Origin of the sequence: Streptomyces sp. NPDC127097 (assembly GCF_042724075.1) — a bacterium.
Taxonomy (GTDB): Bacteria; Actinomycetota; Actinomycetes; order Streptomycetales; family Streptomycetaceae; genus Streptomyces.
The window spans coordinates 2,441-23,357 of the sequence record NZ_JBHXFI010000088.1; the positions used below are offsets into that span (position 1 = coordinate 2,441).

General features: G+C 71.7%; 25 protein-coding genes. 13 read left to right on the plus strand and 12 right to left on the minus strand.

Features of this window, described 5'->3' with window-relative positions; translation table 11 throughout:
- Positions 1-114 precede the first annotated feature (114 nt).
- A complete protein-coding gene (locus tag ACFWJW_RS35810; protein WP_387249102.1) occupies positions 115-270 on the minus strand; it encodes a DUF6131 family protein in 156 nt (51 codons plus the stop codon).
- A gap of 232 nt (positions 271-502) precedes the next feature.
- On the opposite strand from ACFWJW_RS35810, the gene ACFWJW_RS35815 reads away from it, so the two are divergent.
- Both ACFWJW_RS35815 and ACFWJW_RS35820 read left to right on the plus strand, forming a co-directional pair.
- Positions 503-958: an SRPBCC family protein gene (locus ACFWJW_RS35815; RefSeq protein ID WP_387249104.1), complete on the plus strand. Its 456-nt coding sequence runs from the start codon at positions 503-505 to the stop codon at positions 956-958.
- Positions 959-1,015: 57 nt separating this feature from the next.
- Positions 1,016-2,644 carry a phytoene desaturase family protein gene (locus ACFWJW_RS35820; protein ID WP_387249106.1) on the plus strand — a complete coding sequence of 543 codons (1,629 nt, stop codon included), beginning with the start codon at positions 1,016-1,018 and terminating at the stop codon, positions 2,642-2,644.
- An 84-nt stretch (positions 2,645-2,728) separates the two neighbouring features.
- Here the strand turns inward: ACFWJW_RS35820 and ACFWJW_RS35825 are convergent, their stop codons facing one another.
- Positions 2,729-4,864, minus strand: a complete 2,136-nt coding sequence (locus tag ACFWJW_RS35825) for a SpoIIE family protein phosphatase (protein WP_387249107.1) — start codon at positions 4,862-4,864, stop codon at positions 2,729-2,731.
- Positions 4,865-5,155: 291 nt separating this feature from the next.
- Between ACFWJW_RS35825 and ACFWJW_RS35830 the strand changes: the two genes are divergently transcribed.
- From ACFWJW_RS35830 to ACFWJW_RS35870, 9 genes are all read left to right on the plus strand, one after another.
- Complete coding sequence (locus ACFWJW_RS35830; protein WP_387249109.1) at positions 5,156-5,572, plus strand: gas vesicle protein; 417 nt, start codon at positions 5,156-5,158, stop codon at positions 5,570-5,572.
- 86 nt (positions 5,573-5,658) lie between these two features.
- Positions 5,659-6,114, plus strand: coding sequence for a gas vesicle structural protein GvpA (locus tag ACFWJW_RS35835; RefSeq protein ID WP_387249111.1), 456 nt, complete (start codon positions 5,659-5,661; stop codon positions 6,112-6,114).
- Between the two features lie 3 nt (positions 6,115-6,117).
- A complete protein-coding gene (locus ACFWJW_RS35840) occupies positions 6,118-6,831 on the plus strand; it encodes a GvpL/GvpF family gas vesicle protein (RefSeq protein WP_387249113.1) in 714 nt (237 codons plus the stop codon).
- Between the two features lie 9 nt (positions 6,832-6,840).
- The gene (locus ACFWJW_RS35845; RefSeq protein WP_387249115.1) at positions 6,841-7,092 is read left to right on the plus strand and encodes a gas vesicle protein GvpG; all 252 of its coding nucleotides are present in this window, start codon (positions 6,841-6,843) and stop codon (positions 7,090-7,092) included.
- 99 nt (positions 7,093-7,191) lie between these two features.
- Positions 7,192-7,710 (plus strand): gas vesicle protein, encoded by a 519-nt coding sequence (locus tag ACFWJW_RS35850; protein WP_387249142.1) that lies wholly within the window; start codon positions 7,192-7,194, stop codon positions 7,708-7,710.
- Positions 7,707-8,528: a GvpL/GvpF family gas vesicle protein gene (locus ACFWJW_RS35855; protein WP_387249117.1), complete on the plus strand. Its 822-nt coding sequence runs from the start codon at positions 7,707-7,709 to the stop codon at positions 8,526-8,528. Before ACFWJW_RS35850 ends, ACFWJW_RS35855 begins: the two co-directional genes overlap by 4 nt.
- Positions 8,525-8,773 (plus strand): gas vesicle protein, encoded by a 249-nt coding sequence (locus ACFWJW_RS35860; protein ID WP_387249119.1) that lies wholly within the window; start codon positions 8,525-8,527, stop codon positions 8,771-8,773. Before ACFWJW_RS35855 ends, ACFWJW_RS35860 begins: the two co-directional genes overlap by 4 nt.
- A complete protein-coding gene (locus ACFWJW_RS35865) occupies positions 8,763-9,176 on the plus strand; it encodes a gas vesicle protein K (protein ID WP_387249121.1) in 414 nt (137 codons plus the stop codon). The genes ACFWJW_RS35860 and ACFWJW_RS35865 overlap by 11 nt, the downstream gene beginning before the upstream one ends.
- A gap of 12 nt (positions 9,177-9,188) precedes the next feature.
- Complete coding sequence (locus ACFWJW_RS35870) at positions 9,189-9,362, plus strand: CsbD family protein (protein WP_387249123.1); 174 nt, start codon at positions 9,189-9,191, stop codon at positions 9,360-9,362.
- 75 nt (positions 9,363-9,437) lie between these two features.
- Here the strand turns inward: ACFWJW_RS35870 and ACFWJW_RS35875 are convergent, their stop codons facing one another.
- Complete coding sequence (locus ACFWJW_RS35875; RefSeq protein ID WP_387249144.1) at positions 9,438-9,974, minus strand: Dps family protein; 537 nt, start codon at positions 9,972-9,974, stop codon at positions 9,438-9,440.
- A gap of 452 nt (positions 9,975-10,426) precedes the next feature.
- On the opposite strand from ACFWJW_RS35875, the gene ACFWJW_RS35880 reads away from it, so the two are divergent.
- Positions 10,427-10,657 (plus strand): hypothetical protein, encoded by a 231-nt coding sequence (locus ACFWJW_RS35880; protein WP_387249125.1) that lies wholly within the window; start codon positions 10,427-10,429, stop codon positions 10,655-10,657.
- Between the two features lie 76 nt (positions 10,658-10,733).
- Here ACFWJW_RS35880 and ACFWJW_RS35885 read toward each other — a convergent pair whose 3' ends face one another.
- From ACFWJW_RS35885 to ACFWJW_RS35900, 4 genes are all read right to left on the minus strand, one after another.
- On the minus strand, positions 10,734-11,702 hold the full coding sequence (locus ACFWJW_RS35885) for an SDR family NAD(P)-dependent oxidoreductase (RefSeq protein WP_387249127.1): 969 nt from the start codon (positions 11,700-11,702) through the stop codon (positions 10,734-10,736).
- A gap of 149 nt (positions 11,703-11,851) precedes the next feature.
- Positions 11,852-12,715, minus strand: a complete 864-nt coding sequence (locus tag ACFWJW_RS35890) for a Rieske 2Fe-2S domain-containing protein (protein ID WP_387249129.1) — start codon at positions 12,713-12,715, stop codon at positions 11,852-11,854.
- On the minus strand, positions 12,712-13,728 hold the full coding sequence (locus ACFWJW_RS35895; RefSeq protein ID WP_387249131.1) for an SRPBCC family protein: 1,017 nt from the start codon (positions 13,726-13,728) through the stop codon (positions 12,712-12,714). The genes ACFWJW_RS35890 and ACFWJW_RS35895 overlap by 4 nt, the downstream gene beginning before the upstream one ends.
- A 6-nt stretch (positions 13,729-13,734) precedes the next feature.
- Positions 13,735-14,634, minus strand: coding sequence for a histone protein (locus tag ACFWJW_RS35900; RefSeq protein ID WP_387249132.1), 900 nt, complete (start codon positions 14,632-14,634; stop codon positions 13,735-13,737).
- 351 nt (positions 14,635-14,985) lie between these two features.
- On the opposite strand from ACFWJW_RS35900, the gene ACFWJW_RS35905 reads away from it, so the two are divergent.
- Positions 14,986-16,515, plus strand: a complete 1,530-nt coding sequence (locus ACFWJW_RS35905) for an alpha/beta hydrolase (RefSeq protein ID WP_387249134.1) — start codon at positions 14,986-14,988, stop codon at positions 16,513-16,515.
- Between the two features lie 42 nt (positions 16,516-16,557).
- Here the strand turns inward: ACFWJW_RS35905 and ACFWJW_RS35910 are convergent, their stop codons facing one another.
- From ACFWJW_RS35910 to ACFWJW_RS35930, 5 genes are all read right to left on the minus strand, one after another.
- Positions 16,558-16,785 carry a DUF6458 family protein gene (locus ACFWJW_RS35910; RefSeq protein WP_042160310.1) on the minus strand — a complete coding sequence of 76 codons (228 nt, stop codon included), beginning with the start codon at positions 16,783-16,785 and terminating at the stop codon, positions 16,558-16,560.
- A 122-nt stretch (positions 16,786-16,907) separates the two neighbouring features.
- Entirely contained in the window at positions 16,908-17,864 is a 957-nt protein-coding gene (locus ACFWJW_RS35915) for a Ku protein (RefSeq protein WP_387249146.1), read from the minus strand.
- A gap of 138 nt (positions 17,865-18,002) precedes the next feature.
- Positions 18,003-19,394, minus strand: coding sequence for a DUF2252 domain-containing protein (locus tag ACFWJW_RS35920; protein WP_387249136.1), 1,392 nt, complete (start codon positions 19,392-19,394; stop codon positions 18,003-18,005).
- A gap of 23 nt (positions 19,395-19,417) precedes the next feature.
- Complete coding sequence (locus tag ACFWJW_RS35925; RefSeq protein ID WP_387249138.1) at positions 19,418-19,816, minus strand: hypothetical protein; 399 nt, start codon at positions 19,814-19,816, stop codon at positions 19,418-19,420.
- A gap of 99 nt (positions 19,817-19,915) precedes the next feature.
- Complete coding sequence (locus tag ACFWJW_RS35930) at positions 19,916-20,752, minus strand: hypothetical protein (RefSeq protein WP_387249140.1); 837 nt, start codon at positions 20,750-20,752, stop codon at positions 19,916-19,918.
- Between the last annotated feature and the right edge of the window lie 165 nt (positions 20,753-20,917).

Below are 20,917 nucleotides of genomic sequence, written 5' to 3' on the forward strand. Positions count from 1 at the left end.
CTCCCCCCCCTCCCCACCCCCCTTCCCCCACACCCTCCCCCCCCCCACCAGCCGGCCCGCGGGCGGGGCGCGCCCCGGCCCCCCCCCCCCCCCCCCCGGCCCGGAGCCGTCCGGCTACCAGTAGTGCTTGCGGCCGGCGACCGCATGCCCCATGGCACCGAGGACCCAAAGGATCAAGCCGATGACGGCGAGAATGATGCCGATGGTCCACAGAATGCCGATGCCGGTCAGGAACCCGATGACAAGCAGGATGATTCCGAGAACGATCACGATGCGCTCCGATCTGGCATGCGTGTGTATTCATCACTTTGATCCTGTATTGCCCCTGGGGCAACCGCTCGTCGGCGGAGATCAGCCGTAGCGCCCGGCCACACCGGACCGCCCGGTTGGCCGCGGCCGCCGGGCCCGGACGGCCGTACCGCTCGGGAGGCCGGGCCCCGGAGCGCGCTCTACGCTGGGTGAGGAAGCCGGCGACCGAGTGCGGTGAGGCGGTGGAAGGCTCGTGGCCGTACGACACCAGCTGATCAGGCGGTCGCCCGAGGAGCTGTGGGCGGTGCTCGCCGACCGCTCCCGCTACCAGGACTGGGTGGTCGGCACCGCGCGTTCGCGGCCGAAGGACGGCGACTGGCCGGAGGTCGGCGCCACGCTCGAATACACCGTGCGCCTGGGGCCCTGGGAGGCCGCCGGGCACACCGTCGTCCGCCACAGCGATCCGCCGCGCACCCTCGAACTGGAGGTGGACAGCGGCCGGCTGGGCACCGCCCGGATCGCCGTCGAGGTACGTCCCTGGGGCGCCGACTCCCTGGTCATCGTCGACGAACACCCCCTGGCCGGACCGGGCGGGCGGCTGCACAACGCGGCGCTCGACCTGCTGCTTCAGCTGCGCCACCGCAGCATGCTCAGCAGGCTCGCCGAGGTGGCCGAAGAGGCCCCGGTCCGCACACCCGGCGGAGCCTGACCGGCGTCCCGCCCGGGGCGGGCGGGTGCACCACGGCCGGGCGAACAGGAGGCAGCGATGCCGGACGCAGTGGTGATCGGTGCCGGACCCAACGGACTCGTCGCGGCCAACCTGCTGGCCGACGCCGGGTGGACGGTGGAGGTGCTGGAGGAGCAGGAGGAGCCGGGCGGCGCGGTCCGCAGTGACCGTGCGGTGCACCCCGACTTCGTCAACGACCTGTGCAGTTCGTTCTATCCGCTGGCCGTCGCCTCCCCGGTCCTCGGCGCCCTGAAGCTGTACGAAGAGGGGCTGGTCTGGAGTCATGCGCCCCAGGTGCTGGCCCATCCGCTGACCGACGGCCGCTGCGCGCTGCTGGGCCGCGCCACGGCCGGCACGGTGGCGGGGCTGGAGACCTTCGGCGCCGGCGACGGCGCGGCCTGGCAGGAACTGTGCGACGTCTGGGACCGGGTCGGCGGCGACCTCCTCGACGCGCTGTTCACCCCCTTCCCGCCGCTGCGCGTCCTGGCCCGGCTCGCCGCCCGGCTCCGCGCTGCCGGCGGGCTGCGGCTGGCGCGGATGCTGCTGCTGCCCGTACGGCGCCTGGGCGAGGAGGAGTTCCACGGCGAGGCGGGCCGGCTGCTGCTGGCGGGCAACGCCCTGCACGCCGACCTCGCCCCCGAGGCCACCGGCAGTGGCGGCTTCGGATGGCTGATGTCGATGCTCGGCCAGCACTACGGCTTTCCGGTACCGGCCGGTGGTGCCCAGTCGCTCACCTCCGCCCTGGTGCGGCGCCTGCACCGCCGGGGCGGGGTGCTGCGCTGCGGGGAGCGGGTCGACGAGATCGTCGTACGCTCCGGGCGCGCGGTAGCGGTGCGTACCGCGATCGGTGAGACCGTGCCGGGCCGCCGCGCCGTGCTGGCGGATGTGTCCGTGCCCGCCCTGTACGGCCGGCTGGTCGACTCCCGGCACCTCCCCGGCCGGCTGCCGGCGGACCTGCGGCGCTTCCAATGGGACTTCGCCACCTTCAAGGTGGACTGGGCGCTCGGCGGCCCGGTGCCGTGGACCGCCGGGGCCGCCGCCACCGCGGGCACCGTGCATCTGGCCGACGGCATGGACGAACTCACCCGCTTCGCCGCCCAGATCGCCGCGGGCCAGGTGCCCGACCGGCCGTTCGCGCTTTTCGGCCAGATGACCACCGCGGACGCCACCCGCTCCCCGCCGGGCACCGAGGCGGCCTGGGCCTACACCCATGTGCCCCACCGGATCCGGGGGGACGCGGGGGACGACGGGATCGGCGGCGCCTGGGGCCAGGGGGACCAGGAAGCGATGGCGGACCGGCTGGAGGAGCAGGTCGAGCGCTTCGCGCCGGGCTTCCGGTCCCGGATCAAGGCGCGCCGTATCCTCGCCCCGCCCACGCTGGAGGCGCTGGACGCCAATCTGCACGGGGGCGCCCTCAACGGCGGTACGGCCGCCCTCCACCAGCAGCTGGTGTTCCGCCCGCTGCCGGGTCTCGCCCGTCCGGAAACCCCCGTGGCGGGCCTCTACCTGGCCTCCGCCGGGGCCCACCCGGGCGGCGGGGTGCACGGCGCCCCCGGCGCCAACGCGGCCCGCGCGGCGCTGCGCACCCGCACACCGACCCGCGTCCTCGGCCGGGCACAGCGCGCACTCCACCGCGGCAGCGCAGCACCGCGCACGCTGGAGGACTGACGTGACGGGGTGTCAAAATCCTTCCCAGGACGCACACCTAGGTGTCTCATCCGCTGTCGGCCCGCTATCCAGGCCCCCCGCGGCTCAAGCGGTTGCGGCCGGTCCGGCCGGCAGCGCGGCCAGCAGCATCAGGGCCACGTCGTCCTGCCGGTCCGCGTCGCCGTGCCGGATCTCCAGGAGGGAGTCGGCGAGCCGGTCCGGGCCCAGGGGCGGTGCGTCGTTGAGGCGTCCGGCGAGGTCGGCGACGGAGCGGTCCGGATCGGCCCCCGGCGTTTCGATCAGGCCGTCGGTGTAGAGCGCCAGGACGGACCGCGGCGGCAGGGTGATCTCCGTGGCGGAGTACCGGGCCCCGGGCTCGATGCCCAGCAGCAGCCCCGGGGGCACATGCAGCACCGTGGTGTGCCGGTCGGGGTGGCGCAGCAGCGGCGGCGGATGGCCGGCACCGGCCAGACGCGCCCGGCGGGTGCGCAGGTCGATGTGGACGTACAGACAGCTGGTGAACAACCCCGGGTCCAGATCGGTCAGCAGCCGGTTCGTCCGGGCCAGCACCTCGTCCGGCGCGGCCCCGGCGGTGGCGTAGGCGCGGACGGCGGTGCGGACCTGCCCCATGAGGGCGGCCGCCGCCGCGTTGTGGCCCTGGACGTCGCCGATGACGGCGGCGACGCTGTGCTCGTTGAGGCGGATCAGATCGTAGAAGTCGCCACCGATGTCCATACCGCGGGTCGACGGCAGGTAACGGGCGGCGACGGCGAACCCCGGCACCGGTGGCAGCCCGTGCGGCAGCAGGCCGGCCTGGAGATCGTGCGCCAGCTGCTGCTTGGTGTCGTACAGCCGGGCCCGGTCCAGCGCCTGGGCGATCAGCCCCGCCAGTGAGGTCAGGACCTGGCGTTCCTCCAGGCTGAAGGTGCGGGCCCGGGTGTACGCGAGGATGCAGCAGCCGACCGGACGGCCGGACACGATCAGCGGCAGCACGGCCCGCGCCGCCTTGCCGGTCAGCCGCGGCAGTCCCGGGTAGTCGTGCTCGATCTCCTCGGGGGACGAGAAGAAGCGGGGCTCCCCGGTGGCGAGGGCATGGACGGCGGGGCTGTTGGCGGCGCCGAGGGCGACGCCTTCGAAGGCGGCGACCGCCTCGGCGGAGTAGCCGCGATGCCCGATGGTCCGCAGCCGGCCGGCCTCCGCCACGTACATGATCATGCCTTGGGCGCCGAACGCCGGCACGATCTGGTCGGCGACGAGATCGACCACGTCCTGCGTTCCCACGGCCTCGGTGAGGGCCGCCGCGAGATGCAGCACGTGGTAGATCTGCCCGGCCCGCACCGGCACGGTCTCCCCTTGCGCGGGTTCGGGGGTCACCGGGCCGTAGTCCTTGTCCGACGGGCTGATCCACACGCTCAGACCTCTGCTGTCGGGGAAGAGCCGGAAGGTGAGCCAGTGGTGCGGTGGCCGGCTGGCGGTGAACGACGTCGGCCGGCGGCTGATCACCGCGGCGCGGTAGCGGTCCTCGAAGACCGGGTCGCGCAGCCACGGCAGCGCCTCCCAGGGGCGCGTGCCGGTCAGCCGGGTGCCCTTCTCGCCGAGCAGCTCCGCCGCGCCCTGCGTGACCAGGGTGATACGTCCCTCCAGGTCGAGGGCGCAGCAGCCGCCGGGCAGCCGCTCCAGGTAGTCGGCCGCCGCCAGCGCCTCGGCCGGGCCCACGGCGCGCGCCGGCGGCGGCGTGAGGACCCGCGGCGCCTCGGTGGGACCGGAGCCGTCGGGCCGGGGGTGCCGGGCCAGCAGCGCCGCCAGCCGCCGGCACGCGGCCGTCACCGCGTCGCGTTCCGCCGCCGACAGCTCGGACGGATGGTCGGCGGGCCACAGCAGCAGCAAGGCGCCCAGGCTGCCGGCCGGGCTGCTGACCGGGGCCGCCGCCAGCGAGAAGTCGTAGGGCACCGCCACCGCCGTCCGCGGGAAGTCGCGGGCCATCTGCTGCTGGCCGCCCGCCCACACCAGGCGCTGTTCACGGGTGGCGACGGCGACCGGGATGGGGGCCGCCAGCGCGACCCGGTCCCACGGCGCCAGGAACGGCGCCGGTACCCCGCTCATGACGGTCAGCTGGAGGACCGGCGCGTCGGCGGCCAGCACATAGACCCCGCCGACGGACGCCCCGGTCTCCTCCATCGCACGCAGCAGCGCCCGGCCCACCGGGTCGCCCGCCGGGCCGGGACCGGCCTCGCCGGTCATCGCGCACCTGCGCAGTGTCGTCGTGCCATCGAGACCCACTCCGGCCCGCCGGTTTCTCCCCGTGCCGAGACCGTCATGACGTCTCTCCCGGGACAGTGCTGACGTTACGCCGCTCACCGGGCCGCGGCACTCGCTGCCGGACCGGTGCCGGGCTGGTGCCGGACGGCTGCCGGCAGCCTCGGGACCAGGCACTTCGGCGCCAAGATGCGCTCAGCTCAAGCCGCGTATCATGAAGTGGCGCCTCTTTGTAGTGGCGCGGGCAGCATGTCGCCTCCGATTTCGGAGAGGAACATGGCCACAGGCGAAGAGGACGAGACCGAACGAGTTCGGCGTCCGTCCAGTAGGAAGACCGCCAAGAAGACCGTCAAAAAGACCGCCAAAAGCGCCGGCAGTGTCCGGGCGGGCCACCGCGAGAGCGAAAGCGACAGCGAACCGCCGCGCACGGGACGGCGTGTCTCGGCGCCACGTGCCATGCGGTACGCGGCGGACCAGCTCAAGGAACTGCTGGGGCGGGCCCCCGAGTCCGTCTCCGCGGTGCAGCCGACCGAGGACGGCTGGCAGGCGGACGTGGAAGTCCTGGAGCTGGAACGCGTCCCCGGGACGACCAGCGTGATGGCGACCTACCGGGTGATGCTGGACAAGGAAGGCGAACTGGTGGCGTACGAGCGCACCCGCCGCTACACCCGCGGCCAGATCGACCGCCGATAGGGCCCCGGGAAGCCACCCAGGACCGTTCGCCGGGCGAACGAGACGGCCGCTCCGCAGGTCGGAGCGAGCCGGTGAAGGGAGGCACCGTGACTGTGGTGCCGCAAAGCGGAGGTGCCGTTGCCGCAGGTGGCGGCGCGGGCTCCGGAAACCTCTACGACATCCTCGATCTGATTCTGGACCGCGGTCTGGTGATCGACGCCTTTGTGCGTGTGTCGTTGGTGGGCATCGAGATCCTCAAGATCGACGCCCGCATCGTCGTCGCGAGCGTCGACACCTACCTGCGCTTCGCCGAGGCATGCAACCGCCTCGACCTGGAGTCGGGACGCAAGGCGCCTTCCCAGCTGACCGACCTCGTCGGTGAGGTGACCGAGGGCGGCTCGCACGGCAAGACCAAGGGCGCGCTGTCCGGGGCCGCGGAAGCGGTGACCGATGCCCTCAAGGGCGGCGGCGATGACGACGAGGAGCACGAGTCGAGGCGCAAGGAGCCCGCCGAGCGGCGCGAGCGCTCCGCCCGCCGGCCGGCCCGGCGCCGAAAGGAGTGAGGAATGTCGGTCTACGTCTACTCCATCCTCGCGACCACCCATCCGCAGAACCTGGAGGGCCTCCACGGGGTGGGAGACCCCCCGTCCGACCTCCGCACGGTGCAGAGCAAGCGGCTGTCCGCCGTCGTCAGCGACGCCCCGGAGGAGCTGCGGCCCAAGCGCCGGGACCTCGGCGCGCACCAGGCCGTCCAGGAACGGCTGATGACCGACGGCACGATCCTGCCCTTGCAGTTCGGCTTCACGACCACGGACGACGAGGCCGTACGGGCCGTCCTGAAGGAGCGGGCGGACGAATTCGCCGAGCGGCTGGAGGCGTTGGAGGGCTGCGTCGAATACCACCTGAAGGCCGCCCAGGACGAGGATGCGCTGCTGCGGCAGATCCTCACGGAGTCGGATCAGGCACGACAGCTCAACGAGCAGATCAGAAGCGGCGACGCCACGCCCGAACTCCCGCTCGCCCTCGGTGAGATGGTCTCCCAGGAAGTGCAGGCGCGGCAGGAGCAGCTCGCCGCCGGGGTCCTCGACGCGCTGCGCGGCTTCGCCCGGGAGGAGCGCACCTCGCCACCGACCGGGAACGACTTCCTGAGCGTGTCCTTCCTGGTGGAGCAGGACAACGAGAAGAGCTTCCTCAGTGCGCAGCGGGATCTCGCCAAGGAGCTGGGGGAGGACTTCGACCTCCGGCTGCTCGGCCCGCTGCCCGCCTACAGTTTCGTTTAGGGGGTCCTCATGGGCCTGTTGAGTCACCTTGCCACCCTTCCGCTGGCGCCGGTGCGCGGCGTGGCCTGGGTCATGGAACGCGCCCTCGACGCCGCGGAGCAGGAGTACTACGACCCCGAACCCATCGAGCGGGAGCTCGCCGAGCTCGAACGCGCGCTGCTGGCGGGAGAGATCTCCGAGGAGACCTTCGACCGGCGCGAGGACGAGCTGCTGGACCGGCTGGACGAGATCAGGGCCCATGCCCAGGGCACCAACAGCTGACCGCGGTGGCCGCCGCGGAACGGGAGCGCCGCCCCGTGCTCCCGTCGCGACACCGGGAATCGAGGTGCAGCGGCCGTGAACGAACCCGTCGCCAGGCGGATGGGCGACTATCCCTCCCGGGCCGGCCCGTACGGCGGGCAGGGCTCGTCGGCCAACCTTGCCGACATCTTGGAGCGGGTCCTGGACAAGGGCATCGTCATCGCCGGCGACATCCAGATCAACCTGCTGGACATCGAACTGCTCACCATCAAACTGCGCCTGCTGGTCGCCTCGGTGGACAAGGCGAAGGAAATGGGCATCGACTGGTGGGAGCACGACCCCTCGCTCTCGTCCCGCGCGTCCGACGGCTACCGCTCGCTCGCCGACGAGAACAAACGGCTGCGCGCCGAGATCCGGGCCCTGCGCGAAGGCGACGAACTGCCCGCGGCCGAGGAGGAGGACGAGGAGGAGTACGAGTACGAGGACGAGGACGAGGGGGAGTACGAGGGCGAGGCCGAGGCCGCGGACGAGGAGGAGAAGCCCCGTCCCGCCGCCCGCCGAGCCACCGCTGCCCGTGGCACCCGCGCCAAGCGGCCCGAGCCCCGCCCCCGTGGCAAGAAGCGGCGGGACACCTCATGACCGAGGTCATCAGCTATGCGTACGCGGTCGCGCAGGACGCCGGCGGATCGCTGACGGAGGCGCTGTCCGGGCTGCCGGGGGTCGCGGACGCACCGGTGCATCTGGTGCGGGCCGGGGAGCGCGGTGACGTGGTGGTCGCCGTGAGCCCGGTGCCCGAAGAGGACTTCCACGAGGCGGCGCTGCGCGCCAACTTGGAGGATCTGGAGTGGCTGGAGTCGGTGGCCCGCGCCCATCACCGGGTGATCGAGGCGCTGGCCGCCCGTACCACCGTCCTGCCGCTCCGGCTGGCGACGGTGTATCTCGACGACGAGCGGGTGCGGCGCATGCTGGAGGCCCGTCAGCAGGCGTTCGCCGGCCGGCTGGCCGAGCTGGCCGCGCACACCGAGTGGGGCGTCAAGATCTATGTCGAGGCGCCCGCGCCCACCGACCGGCCGGCCACGCCGCCCCCGGACGCGGACGCGGGCCTGAGCCCCGGACGGGCCTACCTCAGCCACCGCAAGGCACAGCGGCACGCCCGGGAGGACGCCTACCGCGACGCCGAAGAGGTCGCCCGGCGCGTCGAGACCGCCGCCCGCGGCCATGCCGTCGACCGGGTCCAGCACCGGGTGCAGCAGGGCGAACTCGCCCGCGGCCCGGGCGAGAACGTCGTCAACGACGCCTACCTCGTGCCGCTCGGGCAGGCCGAGAGCTTCCGCGCGGACGTCAGCCGGGCCGCCGAGGGGCTGTCCGGGGTGCGGGTGGAGGTCACCGGGCCCTGGGCCCCGTACTCCTTCGCCACGCCGCCCGAGACCGAACCGGTGCGGGGGGCCGCGCCATGAGGCCGGCGGGCGGGCCGCCGGCAACGACGGACGAACCCCTGCCGGACCGGCAGATCGCGCTGATCGATCTGCTGGACCGGCTGCTCAGCGGTGGCGTGGTCCTCACCGGCGATGTCGTGCTCTCCATCGCCGACATCGACCTGGTCCGCATCTCGCTGCGCGCCCTGATCGTCTCCATCAGCGAACAGAACCCCTCCCCGTGGTCCGCCCTCACATCCCCGGTACGGGACGACCATGACGGCTGAGGACCGCCGGCCCGGCAACCGGTTCGACGATGTCGCCGACGCGGCCGACCGGGCCTTCCGTCTGCTGCCCGCGGCACCGCAGGACATTCCGATGCCCGGCGGCCCGGCGGCCCGGCATCCGGCGCACCGGATCAGCGCCGACCCCGACACGGTGGAGCGGGATCTGATCAAGCTCGTCCTCACCCTGGTCGAGCTGCTGCGGCAGCTGATGGAACGCCAGGCCCTGCAACGCGTCGATGCCGGGGACCTCACCGAGGAACAGGAGGAACGCCTGGGAGCGACGCTGATGATTCTGCACGACCGCATGGTGGAACTCTGCGCCCGCTATGAGCTGACGATGCAAGACCTCAATTTGGATCTGGGGCCGCTCGGGACCCTGCTGCCACCCGCCGAAGAACCCTGAAGGGAGCACGCCATGGGCATCGCGAAGAAGACCAGGAACCTCGGCCATATCGTCGAGGGAAAGGCCAAGGAGACGACCGGGAGAGCCCTCGGAAACAAGGGCCTCCAAAGGCGCGGCAAGGCGGAACAGGCCATGGGGAAAGTGAAGCAGGCGGTGGAAAAGGGCCGGGACAGTCTTAAGCACTGACCACCGCGGCCCCGCCGTCGCCTTTTCGCGACGGCGGGGCCGGCGCCCTCGGGTGTGCCACCCGCGGCGCCCCGGTCAGGGCTGCCGGCGCGCCTGCTCGGCGGCCGCCCGGCCCGCCTCGGACAGCCCGTTGGCGGAGCCGGTGCTGAGGGTGCCGCCGGCGCTCTCCAGATGCGCCCGGACGAACCACTGGAAGAGTTCCAGGGACCGCAGATGCTCGATGAGCAGGTCCTGGGTCACCGGGTCGATGCCCTCGGTGGCGGCCACCGCCGCCCGGTGGTCCTCGATGACGCCCGAGTAGACGACGTCCAGCGCACCGAGGTGCTCGATGGCCTGCGCCCGGCCGACGGAGTAGTCCCCCCAGTTCCGCTCGGCGGTCAGCGCCCCGGGTGTCCCGGTGGGGGAGCCGCCGAGCGTCGCGATGCGCTCCGCGGTCGCGTCGACCATGGCACGGACCGCGTCGACTTGCGGATCGAGCATTTCGTGGACGGCGATGAAGTGCGGCCCCACGACATTCCAGTGCACATGCTTGAGAGTGAGGGCCAGGTCATTGAGCGCGTGCAGCCTCATCCGCAGCCGTCCGATGACCTCTCCCCCTTCGGCCTCGGTCATACCGGGAACGGTATAGGCGGGGGAATTGCTCGCAGCCACGATGCATTCTCCTTTCACCACAGGTCGGCTCTTCCTGTCGTGCCAGTCCGCGTGCCCGGCAACTCCGCCAGGAAACACCGGGACGCCTCGCTTTCCGAATTCCGCCGCCGCGGTCCGGCCGATTCCGAAGTGCGAGGTGTGCGCGGATCACCGCAGACTGTTGAGGCGACCGGACCACTTCCGGTGAGGAGCCGATGTGACGACCGACGGTGACCAGGGGCGGCGGCGGTTCGCCGCGCGGGTGGCCGATCCGGCCGTCGCACCGGTGCCCGGCACCTGGCAGGCGGCCTGCCGATGAGTACGCCGCCCGCCTACTTCGAGGCGATGTACGCCGGCGCGGTCGACCCCTGGGACCTCGCCGGACGCTGGTACGAGCAGCGCAAATACGCCCACCCGGCGGCACCCTCGTCACCGTGCACGGGAACCACCCCGTCCCCGAACATCACCGCACCGGCCGCGAACTCGCCCCGCTGCTCACCGCGCTGCCCGGCCTGCGGCCGCTGACCGAGACCCAGGACCCCGACTTCACCCTTCAGGTCTTCTGGCGCTGCTACTCCGACGCGAGCGCGCCGCCCTCACCCGCGGCGCAAGAGGGCCTGGTGGCCGAGGTGCCCGGAGACCGCGGCGGCGGCCTCCGCTCCTGAGCCGCTCCGGGAGCGGAGCCGGCGCCTGGGATCGGCCTTCGTCGCGGGCCCGGCCACACGCCGCCCGTACGGACCCTCACCGCTGGTTGAAGCGGTCCGCCGCCCGTTCGTTGAGGGCGCCGAGGACACCGCGGAGCCGACGGGCCGGTGGCCGTTCCCCGGCGGCGACCGTCGAACCGTCGACGGTGCCCCGCGCACCGTTGCGGGGCAGCACCCGGGCGACCGCGGACACCAGCCGGGTGGTGGTCACCGGGGCCAGCCCGTGCGCCGTGGCGCCTAGCCTGGCCGCCGGCGTCAGCACGATCCGGGGCCGCCGCCGCTGGAGTGCGGTCACGATGCGCTCCGCCGCCCGCTCGGCGTTCATGGACAGCACCGGGGCCCCGGCCAGCGCCGAGAACCAGGCGTACTCCCGGCGGCGGTCCCCGCCGAAGAGGGCGTGCAGATGCGACCCGGTGCGCATCAGACCGGGGTGCACCGCGGTCACCGTGACACCGTGCGGGGCCTCTTCCGCATGCAGCCCCTCGGCCAGTGCGGCCACCGCGGACTTGGCGCAGGAGTACGGCAGCAGATGCGGCACCGCCAGCAGGCCGCCGACCGACCCGACGAGCGCCAGCCGGCCACCGGCCGGGCTGCGCCGCAGATGGGGGAGGGCGGCGAGCGCGGTGTTCAGGGCCCCGTTGAAGACCGAGTCCATCGTCTCGTCGAAACCGTCGGAGCCCAGCGCGTCGGCGGGGCCGACCTGGATGATGCCGGCGTTGGCGATGACGATGTCCAGCCCGTCGTGCTCCTCGGCGATTTCCGCGAGACGGTCCTGCACCGCCGCGCGGTCCCGTACATCGCACACCACGGCGCGCACCGTCCCGCCGCCCCACTGCCTCAGCTTCCCGACGGCCCTGCCCAGTTCGGCCTCGTCCCTGGCCAGCAGCACGACATCGCAGCCGCGCCGCAGCAGCTGCCGGGCCATGAGCAGCCCGAGCCCCCGCGAGCCGCCGGTGACGACAGCGGTGAGCCCTGCGATCGGGGGAGCGGCCGGAAGCATACGCATGATGAGCCCTTCCACTGGACGCGGACCGGCACGGACGGGGCGCAGCCCCACGGGGCGGGGCCGGCCGCGCACGCTCTTCGACGGTAGCGGGCGGGGGCCCGCGGCGGGCCTGGCGTACGGCCGCTGAGCAGGGCGTTCGCCCGAACGGCTCAGCCCGCGCCGGGCAACCGCACGTAAACGGTGCCGTCACCCTCCACGCTCACCCGGAAGGAGGGCTGGGGAGCGGTCGCCGGGCCGGCGAGGTTCGCGCCGTCCGCCAGCCGGAAGACGCTGCCGTGCCAGGGGCAGGTCACACAGCCGTCGGCGAGGGTGCCGTCCGTCAGCGGTCCGGACAGATGGCTGCACCGCCCGGCCAGCACATGGATCTCACCGCCCATCTGACGCACCACCAGCAAGGGCACTTCACCGAGCTCCCGGCGCACGGCCTCGCCGACCGGGAAGTCCTCCACGCTGCCCACGGGGTGCCAGCCCTCCTCCAGCAGGTGGGGTACCGGCTCCGTCTTGTTGGCGCCCGCGGCCTGCCGGAAGGCGATATGCCCGCCGAGCAGGCCGCCGGCGCCGGCCGCGGACAGCCCGGCGAACCCGAGCAGCTTGCCGCGCGCGGTGCTGCCGCGGCCGCGATGCACCCAGGACCTCGCGTACAGGCCGATGGCCAGGGCCATCGACGCCGCATGCACCAGCCCGGTACGCATCTGGTCCTCGTGCTGCTCGGCCCAGTCCACCCAGCCGGCCCAGGCGGCCGGGATGGCGGACAGCACGCCCACCCCCACCAGGAGGCGGGCGCCGCGCCGGGTACCCGGGACGGTGTCCAGCACCGCCGCGGACATCCAGGCGCCCATCGGCAGCTGCACCAGCGCCGGATGGAGCGGATGGCCGATCGGCAGGCCGTGCAGCACATCGCGGAAGCGCCCCAGGGGGAGGCCGCGCACCACCCGCTGCACCGGGCCGATCACGGCGTCCAGCTGCTCCCAACGGCCCAGCGCGTCCAGTGATTTCACGAGTGCGGCGTTCATTCCTCCTCTTCCTCCTCGTCTTCCTCTTCCTCATCCCATTCGCCGTCCTCGTCCTCGTCCTCCTCTTCTTCCTCGCCTTCCTCCTCGCCTTCCTCGTCTTCGTCCGCGGCTTCGTCCTCGTCCTCGTACTCGCCGTCCTCGTCGTATTCCTCTTCCTCGTCCTCGCCTTCGCGTTCTTCGCCCTCGCGTTCCTCGGCCTCTTCGTCCTCGATGGCCTCTTCGTGGGTCCGTACGACCTCGCCCTCGCGGATTTCGCCGCGCCAGCCCTCCGGCTCCTCGTCGGTGAGCGTGACGTAGCGCTGGAAGTGCTTGAAGTCCAGCCGCAGCCGCCGGCCTTGGGCGCGCCAGATATTGGCGGTCTTCTCGAAGAATCCCGAGGCGTAATACTCGACGACCAGCACGATGCGGGTCAGATTGGGCGCCAGTTCGTGGAAGCTGACGGCACCGCGGGTCGTTCCCTTGGCGCCCTCGGACGTCCAGACGATGCGTTCGTCCGGCACCTGCTCCTGGACGGTGGCCTTCCAGCCCCGTGTCGACGGACCGACCTTGGCCTTCCAGTCACTGGTCGTCTCATCGTGCAGCGACACATTGCGGACGCCCTTGGTGAAGCCGCTGAACTTCTCGTACTGCGTCCAGTGGTCGTAGGCGGTGCGCAGCGGCACCCCGACATCGAGGACTTCGATGATGTTGGTGACCTTCTGGTCCCCTGATTTGCGCTTTCCCTTTCCGCCGCCGAAGAGCTCCTTGGCCTTTCCGGTGACGGTGTCCTTGACGTTCTCCGCCGTCCCTTTGACGGCGGCCTTGACGGGCGAGTCACCGCCCAGGAGATTGCCCGCGATCTTGCCCAGCGATCCGCCGTTCTCGGCGACATCGGTGAGCTGTCCGGTCACATCCGTCAGTTTGTCGCCGGCCTTTTCGGCCAGGTTCCCGACCCATTGTGTCGCGTAGTTCCCCAGTTCCTCTCGCAGCCGATCGAGGCCCGAGCCCACGTTGTCCTGTCCCGTCTTGGCCATGACCGGTTACCTCCGGCGTCCGACGCGCGATGCTGTCTTCTTGGCGCTCTTCTTCGCAGGGGCTGCCTTCTTCTGCGCGGCAGTCTTCTTCGCGGGAGCCTTCTTGGCGGCGGCCTTGCCTGCCGTCTTTTTGGCCGCGGTCGTCCTGCCCGCGGTCTTCTTCGCTGCCGTCTTCTTCGCGGCGGTCTTCTTGGCCGCGGTCTTCTTTGCCGGGGCCGCCTTCTTGGCGGGTGCCTTCTTGGCTGTCTTCTTCGCGGCGGTCTTCTTTGCCGTGGTCTTCTTTGCCGCTGCCTTCTTGGCGGGCGCGGCCTTCTTCGCCGCGGTCTTCCGGCCGGCCGCCGCCTGCTTCCCGGCGGCCTTCTTGGCGGGCGGCGCACCCCGCTTCTGTGCGGCGGCTCGTGGCGTACGCCGACGGGGCCGCTCCTCGGGCTCCTCTTCCTCCTCCTCGGGCTCCTCCTCCGCGCCCTCGCCCTCGTCGTACTCCTCTTCCGGCTCCTCTTCCTCTTCTTCTTCCTCTTCCTCCTCCGGCTCTTCCTCCTCGGCATACTCGGATTCCCCCTCTTCCTCCTCCCCTTCTTCTTCCTCCTCCGGGCCGAATTCGAGCACGCGGGTACGGTCGTGAAGGGTGTCGGCGAGCGTCTCCAGACGGCGGTTGGCCGCGGTCGTCAGGGCCTTCCGGCCGACGTCCAGCACTTCTCCGCGCAGCTGGTCACCCAGCTCTGCGACCTGGGGGATCTCACTGAGCTTGCGCATCCCCTGGGCCACGAGCTGGCGTGGTTCGAGCCCGAATTGACGCCCGGCGATATAGGACGCCGCCGTGAGCGCGAACCGGCCCTTCTTCGTCCGGCCCAGCACATAGCCACCGGCCAAAGCGGCGGCCAGCAGGACCTTGGTTCCGTCATTCATGGGTACGTCACCTTTTCCCGGCCGTGCAGCCGATGGACGTCTGTGCAGGGCCCCGCCACGCGGTGGCATCGTTCTGCCCTACTTTCCAGAGTGGTCGGAGTCGTGACCTCCGCATCTTGAGCGGGCTGAAATGCCCCCGGGACCACGCTGTGAGAGGGCCCGGTCCCGCTGGGTGGCCGGGTCATGACGCCGTGACCGTCGGTTGTCGCCGACCCGGGAGAGGTGTCGCGGAGGCGGGCGCACGGCAGGTGTGCGGGAGCTGCGCGACGGCCCTAGGCTCGGAATATGCCGGGAACACGCCGTGCACCGTCTCGTGTGGGAGTAGGGGGAGCGCGGTGTGTTCGCCGGCGCATGACATCGCTGCGGCTGTCGGCCCTGGCGGCGGTGGTGGCGCTGCTCTGCGTCTTCGCGGGAACTCCGGCCGCGGGGGCCGTCGATGACCCGCGGCTGACGCCGTTCTACCAGCAGACACTGTCCTGGGAGCCCTGTGGCCAGGACCTCCAGAGCGGCGCGCGGAGCGACGGCGCCTCCCAGCCGCCCGGCTTCCGGGAACGCCTGGAGTGCGCCCGGATGGAGGTGCCGCGGGACTACGCCAACCCCCGGCGGAGCACGATGCAGGTCCAGCTGATCCGGCTGAAGGCGACCGGGCCCGGCGAGCACCTCGGCTCACTGGTGATCAACCCCGGCGGGCCGGGTGCTTCCGGCGTCAACTATCTGATCGACAGCGGCAGCGCCTTCGCCCGGCTGAATCAGCGCTACGACATCGTCAGCTTCGATCCGCGCGGCACCGGCCACACCGAACCCATCTCCTGCGGCAGCAAACTCGCCACGGGCAGCGACGACAGCCTCGCCACGAAGGAGAAGCGCATCAACGAAGCCTGCGGCCGGTACTCCGGCGGGCTGCTGCGCTGGGTCGGCACCCCCGACGTCGCCCGGGACATGGACGTACTGCGCTCCGCCGTCGGCAACGACAAGCTCAACTACCTGGGTTTCTCCTACGGCAGCAAGCTGGGCGCGGTCTACGCCCATGAGTTCCCCGACAAGGTCGGCCGGATGGTCCTGGACAGCGTCGAGGACCCGACCAAGAACACCTGGCAGACCGCACTGGCCCAGGCCCGGGGCTTCCAGCGGGCGCTGGACGACTTCGCCGCCGACTGCCTCCAGGGCACGGGCTGCCCGCTGGGCTCCGACAAGCGCCAGGCACAGGAGCAACTACGCACGTGGTACCAGGAGTTGAGCGAACGGCCGATGAAGGTGAAGGGGGAGACGGTGGATGAGACCACCTATGTGTACGCCTTGCGGGAGGCCCTGTACAGCAGAAGCGACTGGCCGGCGCTGCGCCAGGCGCTGGCGCAGCTGCGGCGGGGCGACGCCGCCGGGATCCTCCGCCTGAGCGAGAGCGGCGGCGGCAGCGCCGCCCGTACGGTCCCGGCACCGCAGGTGGGGCGGGACGAGCTACCGCCGCAGGACCAGCTGGCCCTCCGGGCGATCTCGTGCCGGGACACCTCGGAACGCTATGGCGCCGACGACTACCCCCGGGCGGAGCGCGAACTCACCAAGGCGTCCCCGCTCTTCGGCCCGGACATCGCCCCGCTCCTGCTGGACTGCTACGACTGGCCGGTGGCGGGCGACGACTCCTCCCGCGAGGTCGCGGCGCCCGATGCGCCGCCCCTGCTGCTCGTCGCGACCAGCAACGACCCGGCGACGCCCTACGAGGGTGCCTTCAACATGGCCCGTGAGCTGGGCAACTCCAGTGTCGTGCTGACCTTCCACGGGGAGGGACATGCCGCCTACACCACCGGAGACCTCTGTGTGCAGCGCCATGTCGATGACTTCCTGCTGAACGGGGTCCTGCCGAAGGACGGTACGTCCTGCGGCTGACGGGCCGGGACGGCGGCGGAACGAAGTCCGCATGACCGGGAACTACTTGTAGTAACGGGTGTCCTCGACATCGACGACCGGGGCGCCCGGGGACGGCGGCTGGGTGCGCCGCCGCTTCAGAATGCTCACATAGGTCGCGAGCCCGATGATGCCGACGATCATCATGATGATGCCGACCAGGTCAACGTTGATGCCGGCCATGTGCCAGTCCACCGCGAAGGTGAGAATCGCCCCCACCGCGAGCAGACCGATGCATCCGCCGATACCCATGGCGTCAGCCTCCATAACTGTATTGGCAGTAAGGCCCGATGACGCTCGCGTACCCCGCGACGGACGCCTTATGTGCACAGGCGGGGCGGGCGGCCACCGGCGGCCCGGGCCCCGTGGGAGGCTCAGCCGGCCCGCCGTCCACCCCTGCCCGCGGTCTTCTTCGCCGCGGGCTGCTTCTTGGCAGCGGTCTTGGTGGCGGCGGTCTTGGTTGCGGTGGACTTCTTCGCCGTGCTCTTCTTCGCGGTGCTCTTCTTCGCGGTACGGCCGGACGGGGAGCCGGCCTCCTCGTCCTCGCCGCGGGACCTCTTGGCCGCCCGGACGCTGTCCTGGAGGGCCGACATCAGATCCATGACCTCTCCGGCGGGCTGCTCCTCGCCGGCCGGGAATTCCGGCTCGCGGTGCGCCAGCTTGGCCGCCACGATCTCTTCGAGTGACTCCCGGTAGTGATCGTGCAGATCGTCCTCGGACAGCTCGCCGAAGGAATCCATCAGGGCCTCGGCCGCCGACACCTCGTTACGGGCGACCGCCGCCTGCCGCTCGGGCAGCACCCCGTCCATCGAACGGATCTGGTGCGGCCACAGCAGCACCTGCATGACCAGCGCGCCCTCCATCGGGCGGATCATCGCGAGGGTCTCCCGCCCGTGCAGCGCGATCTTGCCGAGCCCGACGCGCCGATGCCGCTCCATCGCCTCCCGCAGCAGCACATAGGGCTTGGCCGCGGCGGGGCTGTCGATGCCCAGGTAGTAGCCCTTGCCCATCTGGAGCGGGTCGATGTCGCCGCCGGCGACGAAGGCCAGGATCGTCAGGGTCTTCGCGGTGGGCAGCGGCAGCGCGTCCAGGTCCTCGTCGCTCAGCGGGACGACCGTGTCGCCGTCCCCGGGCTTGTACCCCCGGCCGATCTCGTCCTGGGGGATCTCCACGCCCTCCAGTGAGCACACCGGCTGGTTGCGCACCCGTCCGCCGTCCGCCGTATGGATCCGCACAAAGCTCACCGACGCGGAGGTGTCCGTGGCGTTGTACGCGGCGACCGGGATCGTGACCAGGCCGAAGCTGATGGAGAACTTCGCCGTGGGGCGCATGCGGGCCGCCTTCATCGGAGCCATTCGGCACCATGCTAGGCGGGGCGGACGGACCGTACATCCCGGGCGGTACCGGGTGCGCCGAACGGGTGGCGGCGGCAGCGGACGCCCCTCGCCGCTGCGGGGCCTCCCGCCGGTTCAGCCCGGCCGGGCGGTGACCCGGCCCTCCCGGACCGCCTCCACGAGCGCCTGGTGATCGCGCTCGTTCTGGTCCGCGTAACGCTCCGCGAACCGCACCAGCGCCTCGTCGAAGACCGTTCCCCGCCCGAGGTAGGCGGCGATCGCGATCCGGTCGCCGGACCGGGCGTGGGCGCGGGCCAGCGTGGCACCGCAGCGCACCGCGAACCGCCGCATGCCCACCGGGACCATTTCGTCCGCGGGCATGATGCCCTTCCAGTCGCGCAGCTGGCGGACGTAGAAGTCGCGGCTGCGGCCGTCGATCCCGGTGACCCGGTCCCAGCCGAGGAAGATGTCACTGGCGGCCTGCATCAGCCGCTGGCCGGCCACGACGCGTTCGCCCTGGTTGTGGTGGACGGCCGCACCGGCGTACGGGGCGAGGACCGACTCGTCGGCCTCCTTGGCCTGGAGCAGCAACGGGTCGTCGGCGTCCTTGCCGAGCAGCAGGATGACCCAGCAGCGGGTGCCCACACTGCCGACGCCCACGACCTTGCGGGCCACGTCGACCACCCGGTACTGCTCCAGCAGCCGCCGGTGGTCCGAGCGCAGACTGCCGGCGTAGCCCTGGATCAGCCCGCGGATCCGGTCCTCCAACTCGTCACGCTCCACCTCCGGCAGCAGCTCGTCCAGCGGCACGATCAGCGGGGGATCGGCGGCGATCCGGGCCCGCCCGCCGCTCTTCCGGGTCAGCTTGCGGAACGCCTCCACGGTGTCGTGCGTACGGGCTTCCGCGATGACCCGGGCCAGCCCCGCCCGGCCCCTGCTGCCCAGCTCCCGCGCCTCCTCGGCCTGCACGTCGGCCATGTCGAGATGGGCGTACCAGACCTCCAGGGTCCGCAGGTCCGCGTACTGGCGCATCCGGTCGCGGTAGGACGCACCGGCGGCCCGGACGATGCCGGCCCGGACCGTCTCGCTGAAACCGTTGCCGCGGCCCGCGATGGCGAAGCTGGCCGCCAGCCGTTTGACGTCCCACTCCCACGGCCCGGGCAGGGTCTCGTCGAAGTCGTTGATGTCGAACATCAGATGCCGCTCGGGGGAGGCCAGCAGCCGGAAGTTCAGCAGATGGGCGTCCCCGCACAGCTGGGTCCGCAGCCCCGTCGACGGGGTCGTCGCCAGATCCGCCGCCATGATGGCGGCGGCACCGCGGTAGAAGCGGAACGGCGACTCCAGCATCCGCCCGTAGCGGATGGGCACCAACTCCGGTACGCGGAGCGCGGATTGCCGCTCGATGATGTCCACCGGATCGGCGCGGTCCGCCGTGGGCCGGAAGTCCGCATGACGGGAGCGGGGCACTTCGGAGCGAAGTGCCCTGCCCTGTTCCGCGCGTTCCTGTGCGCTGGGTCCGGTGGCCATGGCCGGTGCCGGAGGGGTTCAGCTCACCTGGTGGCGGCGTGGCGGTGGCTGTTCGTACACAGCGCCCAGATGATGAAGATGTCGATGGCGATCAGCACGATGGCCCAGAACGGGTAGTGCGGAATCCACAGGAAGTTCGCGAGTGCACCCAGGCCGGCCAGGATCACACCGATGATCCGTGCCCACATCGCCCCGGTCGCGAGCAGTGCCACGCCCGCGAGCAGGATGATGATGCCCAGGATGAGGTGGATCCAGCCCCAGCCCGTGAGGTTGAAGGAGAAGACATAGTTCTGTGTGGTGACGAAGACCTGGTCCTTGGCGATGGCGGAGATGCCTTCCAGGAAGGCCATCGCGCCGCCGAAAATCATCAGGACCGCGGCGAACGCCGTCCAGCCGCCCACATATTGCTTCTGAGTGGCCATGGGTCACTCCTCACTGTGAGAAACCTGGCCGCCCGTACCGGACCCGCAGGTGGCCATGCAGTGCATTCCACGTTTACACAGGGCCCGGTCGGCCGCATGTCAGGGACGTTCGAAGCCCTGAAGCACACCGGCCACCGCGAAGCAGAGGGCTCCCGTGAGGGTGCCCCAGTTGGCGACACCGACGCTGATCTCACTGCCGGTCTCCGGACGGGTGAACGCGGCCACCGCGGAGACCATGAAGAGCACCGACCCCAGCTGATTGACCGCGACGATCCACCACCCGAGGCTGCGCCGGTGGACGCACGGCCGGCCGTGGCAGATCTCGGCGATCGCCAGATGACCCGAGATCAGGAACAGCAGACAGCCGATCATGTCCGGCGCCCAGACCAGCCGGTTCAGCTGCTGGGACGTGAGCCCCTGGAGAAAGGAGTCCAGCAGATTGACGCCGAACACCAGCGTCCCCGCGAACAGCACGAACGTACTGAGCCAGTCGATCCGGCCCGGCTCGTAGCTCCACCACCGGAAGTGGTGCGTGGTCAGCGAACCGGCCGTGCTCTCCCGCCGCGGGGCGTTGATGGCCTGAACGAGTGAGGCATAGCCGCCCAGGGTGAAGAACACCCCGCCGGCGAAGTAGATCGTGGCGCTGGTGGCCGGGCCCGCGCTGAACTGGGCGAGCGCCGCGCCCAGGGCGAAGAGGGTCCCGCCGATCGTGAAGGAGACCGCGGCCACGCCGTTGAGCCTGCGCAGCCGGCCGAGCGCCGTGGCGCCGGCGCGCCGCGCACCGGTCTCGGCGGCGCCCTCGGGACGTACGGCGAGCGTCCCGCGCTTACGGGCCGCCCGCGACTCCCAGACGGCGGTGCCGCCCTCTTCGAGGCGCCAGGTCAGCCGGGAGACGAACGGTCCCGCACCCTCGGCACGCTCCTCGGAATTCCGCACCCGCCGAGCGTAGAACCTGTCCGGTGGGTCGGCGCGGGCGCACGCCGACCCACGGGCAGGCCCCGGCGGTCGGGCTGGCGGACGCACCGGCCTGAGACGGTAGCTTGTTGAGATCTAAGAGCCCCCGAGACCCGAGTGGAGCGCGTATGCCCCCGTCGGCGCGGC

Excerpts from the sequence above, each read along its gene's own strand:
- ACFWJW_RS35825 (WP_387249107.1), bottom strand. The coding sequence starts at position 4,864 with ATGACCGGCGAGGCCGGTCCCGGCCCGGCGGGCGACCCGGTGGGCCGG.
- ACFWJW_RS35900 (WP_387249132.1), bottom strand. The coding sequence starts at position 14,634 with ATGAATGACGGAACCAAGGTCCTGCTGGCCGCCGCTTTGGCCGGTGGC.
- ACFWJW_RS35855 (WP_387249117.1), top strand. The coding sequence starts at position 7,707 with ATGACCGAGGTCATCAGCTATGCGTACGCGGTCGCGCAGGACGCCGGC.
- ACFWJW_RS35865 (WP_387249121.1), top strand. The coding sequence starts at position 8,763 with ATGACGGCTGAGGACCGCCGGCCCGGCAACCGGTTCGACGATGTCGCC.
- ACFWJW_RS35915 (WP_387249146.1), bottom strand. The coding sequence starts at position 17,864 with ATGCGCCCCACGGCGAAGTTCTCCATCAGCTTCGGCCTGGTCACGATC.
- ACFWJW_RS35840 (WP_387249113.1), top strand. The coding sequence starts at position 6,118 with ATGTCGGTCTACGTCTACTCCATCCTCGCGACCACCCATCCGCAGAAC.
- ACFWJW_RS35845 (WP_387249115.1), top strand. The coding sequence starts at position 6,841 with ATGGGCCTGTTGAGTCACCTTGCCACCCTTCCGCTGGCGCCGGTGCGC.
- ACFWJW_RS35920 (WP_387249136.1), bottom strand. The coding sequence starts at position 19,394 with ATGGCCACCGGACCCAGCGCACAGGAACGCGCGGAACAGGGCAGGGCA.
- ACFWJW_RS35885 (WP_387249127.1), bottom strand. The coding sequence starts at position 11,702 with ATGCGTATGCTTCCGGCCGCTCCCCCGATCGCAGGGCTCACCGCTGTC.
- ACFWJW_RS35820 (WP_387249106.1), top strand. The coding sequence starts at position 1,016 with ATGCCGGACGCAGTGGTGATCGGTGCCGGACCCAACGGACTCGTCGCG.
- ACFWJW_RS35890 (WP_387249129.1), bottom strand. The coding sequence starts at position 12,715 with ATGAACGCCGCACTCGTGAAATCACTGGACGCGCTGGGCCGTTGGGAG.
- ACFWJW_RS35895 (WP_387249131.1), bottom strand. The coding sequence starts at position 13,728 with ATGGCCAAGACGGGACAGGACAACGTGGGCTCGGGCCTCGATCGGCTG.
- ACFWJW_RS35830 (WP_387249109.1), top strand. The coding sequence starts at position 5,156 with ATGGCCACAGGCGAAGAGGACGAGACCGAACGAGTTCGGCGTCCGTCC.
- ACFWJW_RS35910 (WP_042160310.1), bottom strand. The coding sequence starts at position 16,785 with ATGGGTATCGGCGGATGCATCGGTCTGCTCGCGGTGGGGGCGATTCTC.
- ACFWJW_RS35850 (WP_387249142.1), top strand. The coding sequence starts at position 7,192 with ATGGGCGACTATCCCTCCCGGGCCGGCCCGTACGGCGGGCAGGGCTCG.
- ACFWJW_RS35860 (WP_387249119.1), top strand. The coding sequence starts at position 8,525 with ATGAGGCCGGCGGGCGGGCCGCCGGCAACGACGGACGAACCCCTGCCG.
- ACFWJW_RS35870 (WP_387249123.1), top strand. The coding sequence starts at position 9,189 with ATGGGCATCGCGAAGAAGACCAGGAACCTCGGCCATATCGTCGAGGGA.
- ACFWJW_RS35875 (WP_387249144.1), bottom strand. The coding sequence starts at position 9,974 with ATGACCGAGGCCGAAGGGGGAGAGGTCATCGGACGGCTGCGGATGAGG.
- ACFWJW_RS35905 (WP_387249134.1), top strand. The coding sequence starts at position 14,986 with ATGACATCGCTGCGGCTGTCGGCCCTGGCGGCGGTGGTGGCGCTGCTC.
- ACFWJW_RS35925 (WP_387249138.1), bottom strand. The coding sequence starts at position 19,816 with ATGGCCACTCAGAAGCAATATGTGGGCGGCTGGACGGCGTTCGCCGCG.